This window comes from Prescottella sp. D32 (assembly GCF_037287305.1).
Taxonomy (GTDB): domain Bacteria; phylum Actinomycetota; class Actinomycetes; order Mycobacteriales; family Mycobacteriaceae; genus Prescottella; species Prescottella equi.
Map to the genome: position 1 here is coordinate 1,396,000 of NZ_JARBSW010000001.1, position 19,833 is coordinate 1,415,832.

Sequence of the window (19,833 nt, forward strand, 5' to 3'; positions counted from 1 at the left end):
GGGCGGTAGGTTTCCTGTCGGAACCACCGCACACACGAGGAGAACACGATGGCCTTCGCGGGCAACGTCGACGAACTGGCACTGCTGCAGACGATCCGGCTGAAGGGGCAGGTGACGGCCGACGTCCTCGCCGCGCAGCTGGGCGTCGCACTCGCATCCGCGGAGGCGGCACGTGACGCCCTCCTGGCACAGGGCAAGGCGGAGGAGACCGGTGACGGCGCGTTCGCGCTGACCGATGCGGGTGTGGCCGAGCTCGGCGATCAGCTCGACGCCGAGCGCGTGTCGATCGACGAGGATTCGATCGCCGAGATCCACGAGCGCTTCCTGGAACTCGACGGTCCGCTGCGCGAACTCGTCGAGGGCGGCCCGAACGTCGAGGCGCTCGCGGCGCTGGACCGGAAGGCGCAGGACGTCCTCGACGACGTCTCCGCGTTCGTGCCGCGGCTGTCGCGCTACCAGGACCTGTTCGCCGAGGCGCTGCGGAAGGCGCAGGCCGGCGACGCGGCGTGGATCGCCGCCCCGGAGATCGCGTCGTACGCCACGGTGTGGGGTGAGATCGCGCGCGAGCTGCGCGGCGCCTGCGGGCTGGACGAGGACGCCGCGGCCTGACGCGATCCCCGCCCGGCGGCCGGACGGCCGGTGGGCGGGGCACCCGGACTATGTTCCAACCATGGTGCTGCACTATCCCCGTGGCGTCGCGGTCGTCGCGGTTTTCCTGTCCGCCCTGGCGGGGTTCGTGGACGCGATGGGATTCATCACGCTCGGTGGATACTTCGTCTCCTTCATGAGTGGTAACTCGACCAAGCTGGCGGTCTCCCTCGGCGAGGGGCTGGTCGGCACCGCGCTCACCGGTGCCGGCATCGTCGTCCTGTTCGTGATCGGGGTGATGGCCGGATCCTTCACGGGCAGGACCGCCGGACGCAGTCACCGCCAGGCGGTTCTCACCCTCGTCGCGGTGCTCCTCGCCCTCGCCGCGACGGCCCACCTCGTGGGGGGCACGCCCGTCGCGATCGCGCTGATGGTCCTGGCGATGGGGGCGGAGAACGCGACCTTCGAACGCGAGGGAGAGGTGAGTATCAGCCTCACCTACATGACGGGAACTCTCGTGAAGATGGGCCAGCGCCTGGTCACCGCGCTGACGGGCGGCGAGCGGTGGGGGTGGGTCCGGCACTTCCTGCTCTGGGCGGCGATGGTGATCGGAGCCGCTCTCGGGGCGTTCGCCCACAATCTCGTCGGATTGAACGCGCTGTGGGCGGCCGCGTCGTGGGCGGCGGCGCTCGCCGTCGTCCTCGCCCGGATGCCCCCACCGCGCCCCGCGTGCGGGTGACACAGCTCACTCCACCCCCTTTCGGGGGTGGCCGGTCAGTGACGTGGATCACTACCTTTCCTCGCAGTCGCTGACGCCAATCGGGGCGTCACGCACGGCTCGAGAAGAGGGATCCATGACGACTGTGTCGCCATCGGTCGACTCGACGATCACCCCGCGCACCGGAGTGCGCAGAGTGGCAGTCGCGAGTTGCATCGGAACGACGATCGAGTTCTACGACTTCTTCATCTACGGAACCGCTGCCGCACTGGTCTTTCCGACGGTGTTCTTCCCGGCGCTCGGTTCCACCGCGGGCACCGTCGCGTCCTTCGCGACGTTCGCGGTGGCGTTCATCGCCCGGCCCGTGGGCGCAATGTTGTTCGGGCACTACGGCGACCGCATCGGACGTAAGAAGACCCTCGTCTCGACGCTGCTGCTGATGGGCATCTCGACGCTCCTCATCGGGTTGCTGCCGGGGGCGGAGACCATCGGGGTCGCGGCGCCGATCATCCTGGTGCTGCTCCGGTTCGGTCAGGGCTTCGCGGTCGGCGGCGAATGGGCCGGCGCGACCCTGCTCACCGCGGAGTACGCCCCACCGGGCAAGCGCGGCTTGTACGCGATGTTCCCCCAACTGGGCCCGGCAATCGCGTTCGTGCTCTCGAGCAGCACGTTCATCCTCACCGGGGCGATCTTCGGCGACACCAACGAGGCGTTCCTCGACTGGGGCTGGCGCGTGCCGTTCGTGTTCTCGATCGTCCTCGTCGGCATCGGGCTGTACATGCGTCTCGCCATCGAGGAGACTCCGGTGTTCCGCGCCCAGCAGGCGTCCGACGACACGTCGGCTCCGCGGACGCTTCCGTTCCTCGACGCATGGCGATTCCAGTCCAAGGAGATCCTGCTCTCGGGCGGCGCCCTCGCGACGCTGTTCGCGCTCTTCTACATGGGCACCGCGTTCCTCACCAGCTACGGCACCAAGACCCTCGGGTTCGGCCGCCCTTTCGTGCTCGCTGTCGGCATCGTCTCGGCCGTCGTCTTCGGCGCGGCGATCGTCGTGTCGGCGCTCTACTCGGACCGGATCGGCCGCCGCCGGGTCATCATGATCTCCTGCGTTCTCGCCGTCGTCTGGGCGCTCGTGCTCTTCCCGCTCCTCGACACCGGCTCGGCCGCCGCGTTCGTGATCGGCATGTGCGTCACGCTCGCGATCTTCGGCATGGCCTACGGACCGTGCGGGGCTCTACTGCCGGAGATGTTCCACACGCGCTACCGCTACACCGGTGCCGGGCTGGGCTACAACCTCGCCGGCGTGCTCGGCGGCGCGATCCCGCCGCTGATCGCGGCGCCGCTGGCCTCGTCCTTCGGCAGCTTCGCGATCGGCCTGATGCTCGCGGTGCTCGGCGTCGTCAGCTTCGTGTGCACCAGGGCGCTGGTCGAGACGAAGGACCGCGCCCTCTGAACGTTCGTTCTCCGAACGTTTGACCGGTCGGGGGTGTTCGAACACTGAACAGTTGTCGGCACCCCCGACCGTCGACTATGTCCTACATCACACTCGAGCGAGTACGTTGGGGGAGCCCGCATTGCCGGGCTTTCCCCGTGGGTGCCGGGAAGGCGCCCGGAGAGGAACGCGATGACCACGACTTCGCTGTCGCAATCGGTGCCGAGCTACGCCTCGGGCACGTGGGATGCGCCCATGCTGGGCGACACCATCGGCGACAACTTCGACCGCACCGTCGCGGCGCACGGCGACCGGGACGCGTTGATCGATCGAGGCTCGGGCCGCCGCTGGACCTATCGTGAGCTCGCCCGCGAGGTCGACGCGCTCGCGACGGGACTGCTCGGCACCGGCATCACGAAGGGCGACCGGGTCGGCATCTGGGCGCCCAACTGCGCCGAGTGGACGATGGTGCAGTACGCGACGGCGAAGATCGGTGCGATCCTGGTCAACATCAACCCCGCGTACCGCTCCCACGAGCTGGAGTACGTCCTCGATCAGGCGGGAATCCGGATGCTGATCGCCGCACCGGCGTTCAAGACGTCCGACTACGCGGCGATGATCGAGCAGGTCCGCCCCGAACGTGCCGCCCTGGAGCACGTGCTGCTGCTGGGGTCGGAGCAGTGGGACCGGCTGCTCGACGACGGACGGGCCGCTCTCGAGGCCGACCGCGCAGCCCTGGACCGGGCGCAGGGGGCGCTCTCCGCCGACGATCCCATCAACATCCAGTACACCTCGGGGACAACCGGATTCCCGAAGGGCGCGACGCTCAGTCACCACAACATCCTCAACAACGGCTACTTCGTCGGCGAGCTGTGCGGATACACCGAGCACGACCGGGTGTGCATACCGGTGCCCTTCTATCATTGCTTCGGCATGGTGATGGGCAACCTCGCGTGCACCAGCCACGGAGCGGCGATGGTGATTCCCGGTCCGGCGTTCGAGCCGGCCGCGACTCTGGCGGCGGTGCAGGCGGAGCGGTGCACATCGTTGTACGGGGTGCCCACGATGTTCATCGCCGAACTGGCCGACCCCGACTTCGACAGCTACGACCTGTCGAGCCTGCGCACCGGCATCATGGCCGGATCGCCGTGCCCGGTCGAGGTGATGAAGCAAGTCATCGAGCGCATGGGCATGGCGGAGGTGTCGATCTGCTACGGCATGACCGAGACGTCGCCGGTGTCGCTGCAGACCCGTCGGGACGACTCCATCGATCAGCGGGTGTCCACGGTCGGTCGTGTCGGCCCACACCTCGAGGTCAAGATCGTCGACCCGGCGACGGGACTGACGGTGCCGCGCGGCGAAGCGGGGGAACTGTGTACGCGCGGGTACTCGGTGATGCTGGGTTACTGGAACAACCCGGAGAAGACTTCCGAGGCAATCGATTCCGCCCGCTGGATGCACACCGGTGACATCGGGGTGATGGACTCCGACGGTTACGTCGCGATCACCGGCCGGATCAAGGACATGGTGATCCGGGGCGGCGAGAACGTGTATCCGCGGGAGATCGAGGAGTTCCTCTACACGCATCCCGACATCCTCGACGCCCAGGTGATCGGCGTGCCGGACGCGAAGTACGGTGAGGAACTGATGGTGTGGATCCGGATGCGGGAGGGCGCGCAGCCGCTCGACGTCGACAAGGTTCGCGAGTTCTGCACGGGGCGCCTCGCGCACTACAAGATCCCGCGGTACGTGCACCTCGTCGACGAGTTCCCGATGACGGTGACCGGAAAGATCCGCAAGGTCGAGATGCGGGAGCTGTCGCTCGAACTGATCGATCGCGGCTGATCGGAGGAGTCGGTGGTGCACGGTCTACGGCCGGAGATCGAACTGTCCTGGAAGCGTTCGCAGCTCAGCGGCATCGACCCGGCCAGGGTGCCCGAGCCGACCCTGTTCGATCCGTCGGACTCGTCCGAGCGTCTGTTGCGGGCAGCCCGCCCGGTGCTCGACGAACTCGGGGTCCAGTTGGCGGGGACGGGCTGCGGCGTCCTCCTGGTCGACCGCGACTGCCGTGTGGTGGCGCGCGTGTTCGATTCGGACGCGCTGCGAGGCGCGATGGAGGGTGTCGGTCTGCTGACCGGCGTCGTGCTCAGCGAGGAGAACTACGGCACCAACGCGCTCGGCACACCGCTCGAGGTGCGGCAGGGCGTGGTCGTCCACGGTCACGAGCACTTCCTGGAGTCGTTCCGCCAGTTCAGTTGTTACGGACAACCGATCGTCCATCCGGTGACCCGGCGGATCGAGGGCATCCTCGACATCACCGCCACCGAGAAGACCGCGAACCCGCTCTTCGCGCCGTTCGTCGCCCGCGCGGTCGGCGACATCGAGGCGCGCCTGCTCGAGGGGGCGCGCGAGTCGGATCGCCGCGTCGTCGACGCGTTCCAGCGCGCCGCCCGGCAGCGCGGACTGGCGGTCGCCGCGATGGGGCAGGACATCATGCTCACCAACAAGGCCGCGGTCGAGATGCTCGCGCCGAGTGACCACGCGGCGCTGCGCGCCCTCGCGGCGGACGTCCCGGCCGGGGAATCGCGTCGGCTGCACTTCGCGCTGTCGGCCGGCGGCAGCACGGCCCTGCAGATCGACCGGGTCGCCGGAGCGGACAGCGGTGCCCTCTTCCTGCTCGACGCCGGTCGGACGCGGGCACCGGTGCGCCGCACCGCCGTACCGCAGGACGCGACGTCACGGCTGCGACGCCGGTTGCACGAATTGCGATCGGGGACGGGCTCGCTCGCGCTCGTCGGCGAACCCGGCAGCGGACGGACGTGGGCGGCCCGGCAGTTCGCTGACGGCGCGGTCGACGTGCTGGACGCCGCGCAGATCGTGGGGCAGGGGGAGCGCGAGTGGTCCGCCGGGCTGCTCGAGGTCGTCGGGCAGGCGCCCTCGCACGTGCTGATCGAGCACGTGCATCTGGCGCCCGACTCGGTGCTCGCGCTCATCGCGTCACTCGTCGCGAATCCGGCAGGACCGCGGATCGTCATGACCAGCGACCCGGTGGACACCGTGCCGCCGGCTGCGCGTGATCTGCTCGCGCGCTGCGGAAATCAGGTGAGCGTCCCCGCGCTCCGGCATCGGATCCGCGAACTCGACGGACTGGTCGCGGCACTCGCGGATCAGCTCGGGCGCGCGGATCTCAGGCTCGGGCCCAGCGCACTGGCCGCGCTGTCCGAGCACGCCTGGCCCGGGAATCTCGTCGAGTTGCGTGCCGTGCTCGCCGGGCTGCCGGACCGACCGGACGGTGGCGTCGTCCGGGTCGAGGATCTGCCGGAGGACTACCGCGCGCCGGGCCGTATCGCGCGGCTCGGTGGGCGCGAGCGGGCCGAGCGTGACGCGATCGTCGAGGCCCTCAGCGAGAGCGGTGGCAACAAGGTGCATGCCGCGGCTCGACTCGGGATCAGTCGAACGACGCTCTACAGCCGTATCCGCGCGCTCGACATCACCGTCTGACCAGGCGATCGGCAGAGCTGTCCAAAGCTTGAACAGTTGACGACCCACCTCCCGAAGCACGATGGCTGTGTTGCACATCACAGACAGAACTGCAGGAGGTTCGGGCATGACAGTCGTTGCCGAGCAGACCCTTTCGCCGCGAGTTCGTGAGTTCCTCGCCGGCACCAAGCAGTTGTACATCGACGGCGAGTTCGTCGACGCTGCGTCGGGGCGGACGTTCGTCACGTACGACCCCGCGACGGGCGAGCGCCTCGCCGACGTCGCACACGGGGAGGCCGAGGACGTCGACCGCGCGGTGCGCGCGGCACGACGGGCTTTCGAGCCGTGGGCCGCGATGAAGCCCAACGAGCGTGAGCGTCTCATCTGGCGGGTCGGCGACCTGCTCACCGAGCGTGCGGCGGAGTTCGGGCAGCTCGAGGCGCTCGACAACGGCAAGTCCGCCGCCATCGCATCGGCCGTCGACACCGCGTGGGCCGCGGACGTGTTCCGCTACTACGCGGGCTGGGCCACCAAGATCGAGGGCAGCACGGTCAACGTGTCGATGCCGTTCGTTCCGGGCGGCGAGTTCCACGCCTACACCCTCCGCGAACCCGTCGGGGTGTGCGGGCTCATCGTGCCGTGGAACTTCCCGCTGCTGATGGCGTCGTGGAAGCTCGCGCCCGCACTCGCGGCCGGCAACACGGTGATCCTCAAGCCTGCGGAGCAGACCCCGCTCACCGCGCTCATGCTGGCCGAGGTCTTCGAGGAGGCCGGTTTCCCGCCCGGTGTCGTCAACGTCGTCACGGGGTTCGGCGACGCCGGCGCCGCCCTGTCGGCGCACGACGACGTCGACAAGGTGGCATTCACCGGCTCCACCGAGGTGGGCAAGAAGATCGTCGAGGCGGCGAAGGGCAACCTGAAGAAGGTGACTCTCGAGCTCGGTGGCAAGAGTCCCAACATCGTCTTCGCGGACGCCGATTTCGATGCGGCCGTGCAGGGTTCGCTCAACGCGTGGCTGTTCAACCACGGCCAGTGCTGTGTCGCGGGTACGCGACTGTACGTCGAGAACTCCATCTTCGAGCGTTTCACCGAGGCCGTCGCGGAGGCCGCGAGCAACGTCAAGATCGGGCCCGGGCTCGACCCCACCACCGAACTCGGCCCGCTGGTGTCGCAGGAACAGCTCGACCGGGTCACCGGATACCTGCGCGACGGTCTCGCCGACGGCGCCCGTGCCCTGACCGGCGGCAAGCGCTGGGGCGAGACGGGCTACTTCGTCGAGCCCACGGTGCTGGTCGACGTCGAACCCGACTTCAGTGTCGTCCGGGAGGAGATCTTCGGACCCGTCGTCGCGGCCATGCCGTTCGATGCCGACGAGGGGATCGTCACCGCCGCCAACGACTCGATCTACGGACTCGCCGCCGGCATCTGGACCCGGGACATCTCCAAGGCGCATCGCACGGCGCGCCGCCTGAAGGCCGGCTCGGTGTGGATCAACCAGTACAACGGGTTCGACACCGCAATGCCGTTCGGTGGCTACAAGCAGTCCGGCTGGGGCCGTGAGCTCGGCGCCTCCGCCATCGACCTCTACACCCAGACCAAGGCCGTCAACGTCGCGCTCTGACTTCGACACCCCCGACAGAACACTTCGAAGGAGAACCCATGAAGACCAAGGCCGCCGTGCTGCTCGACGCCGGGAAGCCGTTCGAGATCATGGAACTGGACCTGGACGGGCCCGGCCCCGGTGAGGTCCTGATCAAGTACACCGCTGCGGGACTGTGCCATTCGGACCTGCATCTCACCGACGGCGATCTGCCGCCGCGCTATCCCATCGTCGGCGGGCACGAGGGTTCCGGCATCATCGAGGAGGTCGGTCCGGGCGTCACCAAGGTCAAGCCCGGTGACCACGTGGTGTGCAGCTTCATTCCCAACTGCGGCACGTGTCGCTACTGTGCCACCGGGCGGCAGAACCTGTGCGACATGGGAGCCACGATCCTCGAGGGCTCGATGCCCGACGGCACGTTCCGATTCCGCTCCGGCGGTAAGGAGTTCGGTGCGATGTGCATGCTCGGCACGTTCTCCGAGCGGGCGACCATCTCGCAGCACTCGGTCGTCAAGGTCGACGAGTGGCTGCCGCTCGAGACCGCCGTTCTCGTCGGCTGCGGTGTGCCCTCGGGGTGGGGGACGGCGGTGTACGCGGGCGGCGTCCGCGCCGGCGACATCGTCGTCATCTACGGCATCGGTGGTCTCGGTATCAACGCCGTCCAGGGTGCGGTGCAGGCCGGCGCCCGATACGTGGTGGTTGTCGATCCGCTCGAGTTCAAGCGGGAGACCGCGCTGAAGTTCGGGGCGACGCACGCCTTCGCGTCAGCGGAGGAGGCCGCGGTGAAGGTGAACGAACTCAGCTGGGGCCAGGGAGCCGATCAGGCACTGATCCTGGTGGGCACGGTGGACGAGGAGGTGGTGGCGGCAGCGACCGCAGTCATCGGCAAGGGCGGCACCGTGGTCATCACCGGCCTCGCCGATCCGACCAAGCTGACCGTGCACGTCTCGGGTGCCGACCTGACGCTCAACGAGAAGACCATCAAGGGGACGCTGTTCGGCTCGGCCAATCCGCAGTACGACATCGTCCGCCTGTTGCGGATGTACGACCAGGGTGAGCTCAAACTCGACGAACTGGTCACGACGCGCTACTCGCTCGAGGACGTCAATCAGGGCTACGAGGACCTGCGCAACGGCAAGAACATCCGCGGCGTCATCATCCACGAGTCGTGATGGACTCGCTCGCACAACGATCTCGGTGATCTTCCGCCCTGGTTCGTCGGAGAAAGTACCGTCGAGCCAGGGCGGGAGTGTGTTCCGCGCATGACGGGGGCGTAGGAAAGGAGCCTGTCATGGGCGAGATCATCGGCACGATCATCTTCGGCGCGGTCATCGGCGTCCTCGCGCGCTTGGTGGTCCCGGGCAAGCAGGCGATGGGCTGGATCATCACGATCGTGATCGGCATCGTCGGCGCGCTGATCGGCTACTGGATCTGGGGACTGATCAGCGACAAGGGAGACACGCCCGGCATCGACTGGTGGCGGTGGATCATCAGCATCGCGGTCGCGGCGGTCCTCACGCTCGCGTACACGTCGGTCACGGCCAAGCGGAGCTGACGGACTCAGCGGGTCTCGGCGGCGAGCGCCGCCAACGTCATTCGGCGCAGCACCGAGCGGGTCAGATCCCCGTCCGCCGCATCGGCGGTCGGGGACACGGCGCTGTAGGGAGTCGAGTTGATCAGGCCGAACGCCGCGTGGGCGGCGATGCGCGCCCGCGTGCTGTCGAGACCCGGATCCATCTTCCGCAGTACCCCCACCCACAACTCCACGTACCGACGCTGCGTCTGACGCACCCGGTGGCGGGCTTTGTCGGGCAGCGAATGCAGGTCGCGGTCCTGTACCCGGATCAGGTCGGGCTCACCCAACGCGAAGTCGAGGTGGAAGTCCACCAGTTCCGCGAGGGCCCGGTGGGGGTCGGGCACCCGCTCGACGACATCTGTTCCACCCGCGAGCAGCCGCTCGCTGATGTCGGTGAGCAGTTCGACGAGCAGCGCGTCCTTGTTGGGAAAGTGTCGGTACACGGCGGGTCCGCTGATTCCCACCGCGGACCCGAGGTCTTCGAGGCGCACACCGGGGAAGCCGCGTTCGGCGATCAGCCGTGCCGCGGCACGCAGGAGCTCGCGGCGTCGGTCGGCCTTGGCGCGGCTGCGCCGGCCGGGGACGACACCCGCTTCACGATCGACGTCGGTCATCGGTCACATATTTCCGTTCGTGTGATCTGGACAACTCAGTTAATCACGGATAACCTAAATTCAGTTAGTCGGGATTAACCGAATCTCATCGTATCCATCAACTGCGAGGACGGTGACGTGACAACCGCTCGAACCGCTTCCATCAGCTCCCATCGGGAGCAACACCTCGCCCTCGTGTCCGAGTTGCGCGGCAGGCTGGCCGCGGCGGCGCTCGGCGGCAGCGAGAAGTCCCGGGAGCGCCACGTCGCTCGCGGCAAGCTGCTGCCCCGCGATCGCGTCGACGCCCTGCTCGACCCGGGTAGCCCGTTCCTCGAACTGGCCCCGCTCGCCGCGAACGGCATGTACGACGACGAGTGCCCCGGTGCCGGCGTGATCGGCGGAATCGGCCGAGTCTCCGGCCGGGAGTGCGTGATCGTCGCCAACGATGCCACCGTCAAGGGCGGCACCTACTACCCGATGACGGTGAAGAAGCACCTGCGGGCGCAGGAGATCGCGCTGCAGAACAATCTGCCGTGCATCTACCTCGTCGACTCCGGCGGCGCGTTCCTGCCGATGCAGGACGAGGTGTTCCCCGATCGCGAGCACTTCGGGCGGATCTTCTACAACCAGGCGACCATGAGCGCCAAGGGGATTCCTCAGATCGCCGCGGTCCTCGGCTCGTGCACCGCGGGCGGTGCGTACGTCCCGGCGATGAGTGACGAGGCCGTGATCGTGCGCAATCAGGGCACGATCTTCCTCGGCGGTCCGCCGCTGGTGAAGGCGGCGACCGGCGAGGTGGTCACGGCCGAGGAACTCGGTGGCGGCGACCTGCACTCCAAGGTCTCGGGCGTCACCGACCACCTCGCCGAGGACGATCGTGATGCCCTGCGCATCGTCCGGAACATCGTCGCGACCCTCGGTCCGCGCGCGCCCCGGCCGTGGGACGTGGCCGAGCCGGTTGCGCCCGTTGCGGACCAGGACGAGTTGTACGACGTGGTCCCCACGGACCCGCGCATGCCGTACGACGTACGCGAGGTCATCACCCGCCTCGTGGACGGCGACGGCGACGGGGCGCCGCGGTTCCAGGAGTTCAAGGCCGAGTACGGCAAGACCCTGGTCACCGGGTTCGCCCGCATCCACGGCCACCCGGTCGGCATCGTCGCGAACAACGGCGTGCTGTTCGCCGAGTCGGCGATGAAGGGTGCCCACTTCATCGAACTGTGCGACAAGCGCAGCATCCCGCTGCTGTTCCTGCAGAACATCACGGGCTTCATGGTCGGCCGCGAGTACGAGGCCGGCGGCATCGCCAAGCACGGCGCCAAGATGGTCACCGCCGTCGCCTGCGCCCGGGTGCCGAAACTGACCGTGGTGATCGGCGGCTCGTACGGTGCGGGTAACTACTCGATGTGTGGCCGCGCCTACTCGCCGCGATTCCTGTGGATGTGGCCGAACGCCCGCATCTCCGTCATGGGCGGTGAGCAGGCCGCGTCCGTTCTCGGCGCCGTCGGGTCCGGGAAGGATCCCGACGCGATTCGTGCCCAGTACGAGGCGCAGGGCAACCCCTACTACTCGACCGCCCGGCTGTGGGACGACGGCGTGATCGATCCTGCCGATACCAGAACCGTTGTCGGCCTGGCGTTGTCGGCGTGCGCGAACGCGCCGCTCGAGCCGGTCTCCTACGGCGTCTTCCGGATGTGAGGGCACATATGACTACACAGTTCCAGACGATCCTCGTCGCCAACCGCGGCGAGATCGCGGTCCGGGTGATCCGCACTCTCCGGCAGATGGGGATCCGCTCGGTCGCCGTCTACAGCGAGGCCGACGCCGGCGCCCGGCATCTCCGCGAGGCCGACACCGCCGTCCTGATCGGGCCGGCGGCGGCCCGTGAGAGCTACCTCGACATCGACCGGGTGCTCGATGCGGCGAAGCGCACCGGCGCGCAGGCGATCCATCCCGGGTACGGGTTCCTCTCCGAGAACACGGCGTTCGCCGCGGCTTGTGCTGCGGCCGGTATCGCCTTCCTCGGCCCGTCCGCGCGGGCCATCGAGGTGATGGGGGACAAGATCACCGCGAAGAACGCGGTGGCCGCGTTCGACGTCCCGGTGGTGCCGGGCATCGCGAGGCCGGGACTGTCCGATGCCGAACTGATCGCGGCCGCCGACGACATCGGCTACCCGGTGCTCGTCAAGCCGTCCGCGGGCGGCGGCGGCAAGGGCATGCGGTTGGTCGAGGATGCCGCGGATCTGCCCGGTGCGCTGGTGAGCGCACGCCGTGAGGCGGCCTCGGCCTTCGGGGACGACACGCTGTTCCTGGAGCGGTTCGTGTTGCGGCCCCGGCACATCGAGGTGCAGATCCTCGCCGACGGCCACGGCAACGTCGTGCATCTCGGCGAGCGCGAGTGCAGCCTGCAACGCCGGCATCAGAAGGTGATCGAGGAGGCGCCGTCGCCGCTGCTCGACGCCGCGACCCGGGCACGGATCGGCGCCGCGGCGTGCGACACCGCCCGCAGCGTCGACTACACGGGCGCCGGCACCGTGGAGTTCATCGTGTCCGCCGACCGGCCCGACGAGTTCTTCTTCATGGAGATGAACACCCGCCTGCAGGTGGAACACCCGGTGACGGAGTTGGTGACCGGACTCGACCTCGTCGAGTGGCAGGTTCGGATCGCCGCCGGCGAGCCGCTGGGATTCACTCAGGACGACGTCACACTCACCGGACACGCGATCGAGGCGCGCGTGTACGCCGAGGATCCGTCTCGTGGCTTCCTGCCGACCGGCGGCACGGTCCTCGGTCTCGCGGAGGCCACCGGTGCCGGCGTGCGTGTCGACTCGGGGCTGCAGGACGGGACCGTCGTCGGCAGCGACTACGACCCGATGCTGGCGAAGGTGATCGCGCACGGCGACGATCGGGCTGAGGCGTTGCGACGGCTCGACCGGGCGCTCGCCGACACCTCGGTGCTGGGCGTGGTCACCAACATCGCCTTCGCGAGGTTCCTGCTCGCCGACGACGACGTCCGCGCCGGACGTCTCGACACCGGTCTGCTCGATCGCCGGGTCGCCGATTTCCACACCCCGCCGGTCGACGACGACGTCCTCGTTGCCGCGGCCGCCTACCACTGGCTCGCACTCTGGGCCCGGGACACCTCGAATCCGTGGGACGTCCCGAGCGGGTGGCGGGTCGGCGGTACTCGTCCGGTCTCGCTGCGCCTGCGCGCCGGCGACCGTACCGAGCACGTACTGGTCGCCGGCACTCCCACCGACGGCCTCGTGCACGTCGAGGGCGGCGAGAAGCGCACGCTAACAGCACGACTCGACGACGGCGTCCTCACCGTCGTGCTCGACGGGCGTAGCGATCGCTATCGCGTCGCGGAGGACGCCGACACCCTGTGGCTCGCCGGCGCCACCGGCACGTGGACCGTCTCGCAACTGCGCGAGGCGAATGTCCGCGGCGGCGACGCCCACGCCGGCGACGCCGAACTGACCAGCCCGATGCCCGGCACCGTCATCGCGGTGGCCGCGGCGTCCGGCGACACCGTCGACGCCGGGACCGCCGTGGTGGTCGTCGAGGCGATGAAGATGGAACACACCCTGTCCGCGCCGATCGGCGGCGTCGTCGAGGTTCTCGTCGCCGTCGGCGATCAGGTCAAGGTCGATCAACCCCTCGCGCGGGTCAGTCCCGCCACCGAATCACAGCCCTCACCCGAACTCGCAACGGAGGATGCCGCGTCATGACCGAATATCTGTCCACCGGATCGCTGCCCGACGAGTACCAGCAGCTTGCCAAGACCGTTCGGGACTTCGCGCAGAACGTCGTCGCTCCGGTGTCCGCGGAACACGATGCGAACCACACGTTCCCGTACGCGGTGGTCGACGGGATGGCCGACATGGGCCTGTTCGGTCTGCCGTTCCCCGAGGAGTACGGCGGCATGGGCGGCGACTACTTCGCGCTGTGCCTCGCGCTCGAGGAACTCGGCAAGGTCGACCAGTCCGTCGCGATCACCCTCGAGGCCGGTGTGTCGCTGGGTGCGATGCCGGTGTACCGCTTCGGCAACGAGGAACAGAAGCAGGAGTGGCTGCCGCAGCTCACGAGCGGCAAGGCGCTGGCCGCGTTCGGTCTCACCGAGCCCGGCGCCGGCAGCGACGCCGGCGGCACCCGCACCAAGGCCGAACTCGTCGACGGCGAGTGGGTGATCAACGGCAACAAGCAGTTCATCACCAACTCCGGCACCGACATCACCAAGCTCGTCACCGTCACCGCGGTCACCGGAACCAAGGAGAACGGCCGCAAGGAGATCTCGACCATTCTGGTCCCGACCTCCACACCCGGCTTCACCGCCGAACCGGCGTACGACAAGGTCGGCTGGAACGCCTCCGACACCCATCCGCTGACGTTCCAGGACGTGCGTGTTCCCGAGGCGAACCTGCTCGGCGAACGCGGCCGCGGCTACGCGAACTTCCTGCGCATCCTCGACGAGGGCCGCATCGCGATCGCAGCTCTGGCGGTGGGCGCCGCGCAGGGCTGCGTCGACGAGTCCGTCCGGTACGCGAAGGAACGCGAGGCGTTCGGGCGTCCGATCGGGGCCAACCAGGCCATCGAATTCAAGATCGCGCGCATGGAGGCGCGGGCCCACACCGCACGGGCCGCGTACTACGACGCGGCCGCACTCATGCTGTCCGGCAAGCCGTTCAAGAAGCAGGCGTCGATCGCGAAACTCGTCGCGAGCGAGGCCGCGATGGACAATGCGCGCGATGCCACCCAGATCTTCGGCGGATACGGTTTCATGAACGAGTACCCGGTGGCCCGGCACTACCGCGACAGCAAGATCCTCGAGATCGGGGAGGGCACCACCGAGGTCCAGTTGATGCTGATCGCACGGGAACTGGGGGTCTGACCAGTGACGGCACGAAAGATCGTCCAGCGCGGGCTGTGGTTCGAGGAATTCGAGACCGGGGTCGTGTACGCCCACCGGCCCGGGCGCACCATCACCGAGGCGGACAACGTCCTGTTCACGACGCTCACCATGAACACGCAGGCGCTGCACCTCGACGCCGCGTTCGCCGCCGAGACGCAGTTCGGTGAGCGGCTGGTCAATTCGATGTTCACGCTCTCGACGCTGGTCGGTCTGTCGGTGGCCCAGTTGACACAGGGCACCATCGTCGCGAACCTCGGATTCTCCGAGATCGCGTTCCCCAAGCCGCTGTTCCACGGCGACACGCTGTACGCCGAGACCGTCGTGACCGACCTGCGCGAATCCCGCAGCCGGCCGGGGGAGGGCATCGTCACGCTCGAGCACACCGGCCGCAACCAGCACGGTGACGTCGTGGCGACCGCCGTTCGCAAGACCCTCGTCAGGAAGAGGCCGGCATGAGTGAACCGTCGAACGGCGAGAGCATCTGGGCGGGAACGATTCCCGGGTCTGCGTGGCTGTTCTGTCCCGCCGACCGCCCGGAACGCTTCGCGAAGGCGGCCGCCGCGGCCGACGTGGTGATCCTCGACCTCGAGGACGGCGTCGCACCCGCCGACAAGGAGGCCGCGCGTCGCGCACTCGTCGACGTCCCGCTCGACCCCGACCGGACGGTCGTCCGCGTCAACGCGCACGGTACCGACGACCACGCACTCGACTGCGCCGCACTGGACCGCACGCCGTACACCGCGGTGATGCTGCCCAAGTGCGAGTCCGTCGACCAGGTGCTCGACCTCGCGCCGCTGTCGGTGATCGCTCTCGTCGAATCGCCGCTCGGGGCGCTCGCGATCGAAGGGGCGGTGCAGGCCGGGAACGCCGTCGGCGTGATGTGGGGAGCCGAGGACCTCGTCGCGGCCCTCGGCGGCACGTCCAGCCGGAAGCCGGACGGCTCCTATCGGGACGTGGCCCGGCACGTCCGGTCGACCGCCCTGCTCGCGGCGAAGGCACACGGCAGGTTCGCGCTCGACTCGGTGTTCCTCGACATCGGCGACCTCGACGGGCTCGGCGCCGAGTGCGAGGACGCCGTCGCGGTCGGATTCGATGCGAAGGTGGCGATCCACCCGAGCCAGATCGACGTCATCCGCACCGCCTACACGCCGACCGCGAAGCAATTGGGCTGGGCGGAGCGGGTTCTCGCGGCAGCGTCGAGGGAACGCGGGGTGTTCACCCTCGACGGGCAGATGGTCGACGGTCCGGTGCTACGGCACGCGGAGGAGATCGTGCGCCGCTCGGGCATCGCCCGGACAGGGGAGAGGTGACCTGTGACCAGTGAAGGAACCGTCGGTACCCGGCCGCAGTGGGTGCCGACCGACGAGGACGTCACCCGCGCCCGCATCACCGACTTCGCGCGCCGGGTCGAACGCCGCACGGGGCGGACCTTACCGGACTACCGGGCGCTGTGGCAGTGGTCGGTGGACGACGTGGGCGCGTTCTGGCAGTCGGTGTGGGAGTACTTCGAGGTCGGCTCGGTGTCGGATCCCGGGCCGGCTCTGGCCGTCGACGCGATGCCCGGGGCCGTCTGGTTCCCGCAGGCCCGGCTCAACTACGTCGACCACGTGATGCGCAACGCCCGAACCGACCGGCCCGCCGTGGTGTACGAGAGCGAGGCCGGCGACCGGGAGACGGTGTCGTGGGCCGAGCTGATGCGGCAGACCGGGGCGCTCGCCGCGACCCTGCGCTCGCTCGGCGTCGGGCCCGGAGACCGTGTCGTCGGCTACCTGCCCAACGTGCCGGAGGCGATCGTCGCGTTCCTCGCGACCGTGAGCATCGGTGCCGTGTGGTCCGCGTGCGGGCAGGACTATTCGGCGCCGGCCGCGCTGGACCGCCTGGGACAGCTCGAACCGACGGTGCTGGTGGCCGCCGACGGCTACCGGTTCGGCGGCAAGGAGCATCCGCGTACCGGCGAGATCGAGCAGTTGCGCGCCGGCATGCCCTCGCTCGCAGCGACCGTCGTGGTCCCGCGACTCGCAGCCGGCGAAGTGCCCGGCGCAATCCGGTGGGAGCAGGCCACTGCGGGCGACGCCGCGCTCGAACCGGTACCGGTGCCGTTCGACCACCCCCTGTGGATCGTCTTCTCGTCCGGCACGACGGGCCTGCCCAAGGGCATCGTGCACGGTCACGGCGGTGTCCTCCTCGAACACCTCAAGGCGATCGCGCTGCAGAGCGACATCGGGCGAGACGACACCTTCTTCTGGTACACGAGTCCGAGCTGGATGATGTGGAACTTCCAGGTGGCCGGACTCCTGGTGGGCGCCACGGTCGTCTGTTACGACGGCAGCCCCGCCCACCCGGCACAGGGCCGGTTGTGGGAGTCGGCGGCCCGGCTCGGCGTCACCGTGGTCGGAACCAGCCCCGGCTACGTCCTGGGCTGTCAGAAGGCCGGGATCGTGCCGGCGGCGGAGTACGACCTGGGCGCGCTCCGGGCGGTGGGGATCACCGGGTCCACGCTGCCGGCGTCCTCGTCGTGGTGGCTGTCCGAGAACGTGGGTGAGCACGTGCCGGTCATGTCCATCAGCGGCGGTACCGACGTCGTGTCGGCGTTCGTCGGCGGGACCCGCATCACCGCCGTGTGGCCGGGGGAGTTGTCGGCCCCGTACCTCGGCGTCGCTCTCGACGCGTTCGACGAGTCCGGTCGGCCGGTGCGCGACGGCGTGGGCGAACTCGTGATCACCCGCCCGCTCCCGTCGATGCCGGTCCGGTTCTGGAACGACCCGGACGGCGCCCGGTACCGGGCGAGCTACTTCGAGACTTTTCCCGGGGTGTGGCGGCACGGCGACTGGATCTCGATCACCGACCGCGGTGGCGTCGCGATGCACGGGCGCTCGGATTCGACCCTCAATCGCAACGGCATCCGGATGGGCAGCGCCGACATCTATCAGGCCGTCGAACGGCTGCCGGAGGTCGTGGAGGCCCTCGTCATAGGTGCCGAGCGAAGTGACGGCGGCTACTGGATGCCGTTGTTCGTCGTCCTCGCCGACGGATGTGAGCTCGACGACGCGCTGCGCGAGCGGATCCGCACGGAGATCCGGGAGAAGGCGTCGCCGCGGCACGTGCCGGACGAGATCGTCGCTGCTCCGGGCATTCCCCACACCCGCACCGGCAAGAAACTGGAGGTCCCGCTCAAGCGGCTGTTCCAGGGCGGCGACGCGGCCCGCGTCGTCGATCGCAGCGCCGTCGACGATCCCGCACTGCTCGACTGGTTCGCCCGATTCGGATCTCGTTGACGGTGTGAGATTACCCATCGGTAGCATCGCTTGCGCTCGTCGTGCGGGGTGACACCGACCGATTGCGCCGTCGGAAGGCGAGGAAACAACTAAAGCCTTGTACTCTTCATCGGTACCGAGTCCGGGCGCGTGCCGGGACGGGAGCCGAGGAGAGGGACAACGTGGCGGTCGGATCGAAGTCGACTGTGGTGCGGGTGCCCAAGGCGGGTGAGCTCGTCGCCGCGAACCTGCGCCGACGGATCATCACCGGCGAGCTCGGCGCGGGTGATCCGTTGCCGAACGAGTCGGTGCTCATGGAGCAGTTCGGGGTCTCGCGTCCCACTCTCCGGGAGGCCTTCCGGATTCTCGAATCGGAGTCGATCATCACGGTGCTCCGGGGAGCACGCGGGGGCGCCCGGGTCATGGCACCGGACGCATCGGTCGCCGCGCGGTACACCGGCCTGTTGCTGCAGTACCAGGGGACCCCGCTGGTCGACGTCTATCGCGCCCGCGCCTCGCTCGAGGTGTCCGCGGTGGGGGTCCTGGCGGGTCCGGGGCATACGGAGCAACTCGATCGCCTCGCCGAGTTGATCGACGAGGGTGCCGACCTCGTGGACGACGCCGCGGCGTTCGCGCACCACGACGTGCAGCTGCACCAGAGCCTGGTCGACCTCGCCGGCAACGAGACGCTCGCGGTGCTCGCGGGCATGCTCGTGCACATCATCGAGGCGCACAATGCGCTGTTCATCGCGTCGCACGGCGACAATCAGGACAAGCCGGCCGCGCGGGCGGCGCATCGCGCGTACACGAAGCTGCTCGCTCACCTGCGCAGCGGCGACGCGATCGCGGCCCAGGACTTCTGGCGCAAGCACTTGGACGGTATCGAGAAGTACATGGTCGGCGACTCGGCGACGACCCTGGTCGAAGTCCTGTCCTGACGAGAGCCGGGCGCCCGGCGGCCCGCCCGCGTACTGTTCGGTTCGTGAGCAGTCTGCATGACAGTTTGCAGGACCCGGACGTCCGGCAGTTCCTCACGCGAGGGACCCGGACCGGCAAGCTCGGCTTTCTCTCCGGAGACGGCCGCCCTCTGGTTGCCCCCGTCTGGTACGTCCTCGAGGGGGAGGATGTGGTGTTCAACACGGGGGCGTCGACGGCCAAGGGGAGATACCTCGCCCGGGATCCTCGCGTGACCCTGTGTGTCGACCTCGAGGAGCCGCCGTATGCGTTCGTGCAGATCCAGGGTGAGGCCGCGATCTCGACCGATCCGGACGACTTGCTGCGGGTCGCGACCGAGATCGCCCGACGCTACATGGGGGAGGAGCGGGCGGAGGAGTTCGGACGCCGCAACGCTGTCCAGGGGGAACTCGTGGTGCGGGTCCGCCCCACCAAGGTGATCGCCGCCCTCGACGTCACCGAATGAATGCTCGGTGAACTGGGCGGAAATGGGTTCTGACGGACCGACCCTGTAGATTGATGCGGGTGTGTTCGACCCAGGTGAATCGGTGACAGACCGCCATAGGTGACCCCTCGGAAAGACAGGGGTTCGGCGAGTCTGCGCGATTGCGATCCACGCGGTCGGCCGTCTCTCCCTGAACTCTGTGACCGGCGTCCGTCGGCGCCGCACTGCTGTAACGGAACAGGTCCGATCAGCAGATATATCCCGAGTGTGTGCCTTGTCGG

General features: G+C 68.8%; 17 protein-coding genes. 16 read left to right on the forward strand and 1 reads right to left on the reverse strand.

The genetic code is table 11. The features are described from left to right. Positions 1-48: 48 nt before the first annotated feature. The 8 genes from PSS76_RS06510 to PSS76_RS06545 all read left to right on the forward strand — a co-directional run bounded on the left by PSS76_RS06510 (position 49) and on the right by PSS76_RS06545 (position 9,373). Positions 49-609 (forward strand): hypothetical protein, encoded by a 561-nt coding sequence (locus tag PSS76_RS06510; RefSeq protein WP_013416907.1) that lies wholly within the window; start codon positions 49-51, stop codon positions 607-609. Between the two features lie 61 nt (positions 610-670). Beyond that, complete coding sequence (locus PSS76_RS06515) at positions 671-1,327, forward strand: YoaK family protein (protein ID WP_337456058.1); 657 nt, start codon at positions 671-673, stop codon at positions 1,325-1,327. Between the two features lie 115 nt (positions 1,328-1,442). Then, positions 1,443-2,759: an MFS transporter gene (locus PSS76_RS06520; protein ID WP_013416905.1), complete on the forward strand. Its 1,317-nt coding sequence runs from the start codon at positions 1,443-1,445 to the stop codon at positions 2,757-2,759. Positions 2,760-2,930: 171 nt separating this feature from the next. Further along, positions 2,931-4,583 (forward strand): AMP-binding protein, encoded by a 1,653-nt coding sequence (locus PSS76_RS06525; protein WP_013416904.1) that lies wholly within the window; start codon positions 2,931-2,933, stop codon positions 4,581-4,583. A 15-nt stretch (positions 4,584-4,598) separates the two neighbouring features. Further along, the gene (locus PSS76_RS06530) at positions 4,599-6,239 is read left to right on the forward strand and encodes a sigma-54-dependent Fis family transcriptional regulator (protein ID WP_005518332.1); all 1,641 of its coding nucleotides are present in this window, start codon (positions 4,599-4,601) and stop codon (positions 6,237-6,239) included. 106 nt (positions 6,240-6,345) lie between these two features. Then, positions 6,346-7,839, forward strand: coding sequence for an aldehyde dehydrogenase family protein (locus PSS76_RS06535; RefSeq protein WP_005518334.1), 1,494 nt, complete (start codon positions 6,346-6,348; stop codon positions 7,837-7,839). A gap of 38 nt (positions 7,840-7,877) precedes the next feature. Further along, positions 7,878-8,990, forward strand: coding sequence for an NDMA-dependent alcohol dehydrogenase (locus PSS76_RS06540; protein WP_005518335.1), 1,113 nt, complete (start codon positions 7,878-7,880; stop codon positions 8,988-8,990). A gap of 119 nt (positions 8,991-9,109) precedes the next feature. Then, positions 9,110-9,373 (forward strand): GlsB/YeaQ/YmgE family stress response membrane protein, encoded by a 264-nt coding sequence (locus PSS76_RS06545; protein ID WP_005518336.1) that lies wholly within the window; start codon positions 9,110-9,112, stop codon positions 9,371-9,373. A 5-nt stretch (positions 9,374-9,378) separates the two neighbouring features. On the opposite strand, the gene PSS76_RS06550 is transcribed toward PSS76_RS06545, so the two are convergent. Further along, complete coding sequence (locus PSS76_RS06550; protein WP_064078574.1) at positions 9,379-10,008, reverse strand: SACE_7040 family transcriptional regulator; 630 nt, start codon at positions 10,006-10,008, stop codon at positions 9,379-9,381. Between the two features lie 117 nt (positions 10,009-10,125). Between PSS76_RS06550 and PSS76_RS06555 the strand changes: the two genes are divergently transcribed. From PSS76_RS06555 to PSS76_RS06590, 8 genes are all read left to right on the forward strand, one after another. Further along, complete coding sequence (locus PSS76_RS06555) at positions 10,126-11,685, forward strand: carboxyl transferase domain-containing protein (RefSeq protein ID WP_005518338.1); 1,560 nt, start codon at positions 10,126-10,128, stop codon at positions 11,683-11,685. An 8-nt stretch (positions 11,686-11,693) separates the two neighbouring features. Continuing rightward, on the forward strand, positions 11,694-13,718 hold the full coding sequence (locus PSS76_RS06560) for an acetyl/propionyl/methylcrotonyl-CoA carboxylase subunit alpha (protein WP_084847102.1): 2,025 nt from the start codon (positions 11,694-11,696) through the stop codon (positions 13,716-13,718). Next, entirely contained in the window at positions 13,715-14,878 is a 1,164-nt protein-coding gene (locus PSS76_RS06565) for an acyl-CoA dehydrogenase family protein (RefSeq protein WP_005518340.1), read from the forward strand. The genes PSS76_RS06560 and PSS76_RS06565 overlap by 4 nt, the downstream gene beginning before the upstream one ends. Positions 14,879-14,881: 3 nt before the next feature. Further along, positions 14,882-15,355: a MaoC family dehydratase gene (locus tag PSS76_RS06570; RefSeq protein WP_005518341.1), complete on the forward strand. Its 474-nt coding sequence runs from the start codon at positions 14,882-14,884 to the stop codon at positions 15,353-15,355. Next, the gene (locus tag PSS76_RS06575) at positions 15,352-16,209 is read left to right on the forward strand and encodes an HpcH/HpaI aldolase/citrate lyase family protein (RefSeq protein WP_337456062.1); all 858 of its coding nucleotides are present in this window, start codon (positions 15,352-15,354) and stop codon (positions 16,207-16,209) included. Before PSS76_RS06570 ends, PSS76_RS06575 begins: the two co-directional genes overlap by 4 nt. Positions 16,210-16,212: 3 nt before the next feature. Next, entirely contained in the window at positions 16,213-18,174 is a 1,962-nt protein-coding gene (locus tag PSS76_RS06580; protein WP_084847101.1) for an acetoacetate--CoA ligase, read from the forward strand. A gap of 161 nt (positions 18,175-18,335) precedes the next feature. Continuing rightward, the gene (locus PSS76_RS06585; RefSeq protein ID WP_005518344.1) at positions 18,336-19,091 is read left to right on the forward strand and encodes a FadR/GntR family transcriptional regulator; all 756 of its coding nucleotides are present in this window, start codon (positions 18,336-18,338) and stop codon (positions 19,089-19,091) included. 65 nt (positions 19,092-19,156) lie between these two features. Beyond that, positions 19,157-19,573: a PPOX class F420-dependent oxidoreductase gene (locus PSS76_RS06590; protein WP_013416897.1), complete on the forward strand. Its 417-nt coding sequence runs from the start codon at positions 19,157-19,159 to the stop codon at positions 19,571-19,573. Positions 19,574-19,833 lie beyond the last annotated feature (260 nt).

Excerpts from the sequence above, each read along its gene's own strand:
- PSS76_RS06560 (WP_084847102.1), top strand. The coding sequence starts at position 11,694 with ATGACTACACAGTTCCAGACGATCCTCGTCGCCAACCGCGGCGAGATC.
- PSS76_RS06520 (WP_013416905.1), top strand. The coding sequence starts at position 1,443 with ATGACGACTGTGTCGCCATCGGTCGACTCGACGATCACCCCGCGCACC.
- PSS76_RS06545 (WP_005518336.1), top strand. The coding sequence starts at position 9,110 with ATGGGCGAGATCATCGGCACGATCATCTTCGGCGCGGTCATCGGCGTC.
- PSS76_RS06535 (WP_005518334.1), top strand. The coding sequence starts at position 6,346 with ATGACAGTCGTTGCCGAGCAGACCCTTTCGCCGCGAGTTCGTGAGTTC.
- PSS76_RS06525 (WP_013416904.1), top strand. The coding sequence starts at position 2,931 with ATGACCACGACTTCGCTGTCGCAATCGGTGCCGAGCTACGCCTCGGGC.
- PSS76_RS06515 (WP_337456058.1), top strand. The coding sequence starts at position 671 with ATGGTGCTGCACTATCCCCGTGGCGTCGCGGTCGTCGCGGTTTTCCTG.
- PSS76_RS06550 (WP_064078574.1), bottom strand. The coding sequence starts at position 10,008 with ATGACCGACGTCGATCGTGAAGCGGGTGTCGTCCCCGGCCGGCGCAGC.
- PSS76_RS06565 (WP_005518340.1), top strand. The coding sequence starts at position 13,715 with ATGACCGAATATCTGTCCACCGGATCGCTGCCCGACGAGTACCAGCAG.
- PSS76_RS06540 (WP_005518335.1), top strand. The coding sequence starts at position 7,878 with ATGAAGACCAAGGCCGCCGTGCTGCTCGACGCCGGGAAGCCGTTCGAG.
- PSS76_RS06510 (WP_013416907.1), top strand. The coding sequence starts at position 49 with ATGGCCTTCGCGGGCAACGTCGACGAACTGGCACTGCTGCAGACGATC.
- PSS76_RS06575 (WP_337456062.1), top strand. The coding sequence starts at position 15,352 with ATGAGTGAACCGTCGAACGGCGAGAGCATCTGGGCGGGAACGATTCCC.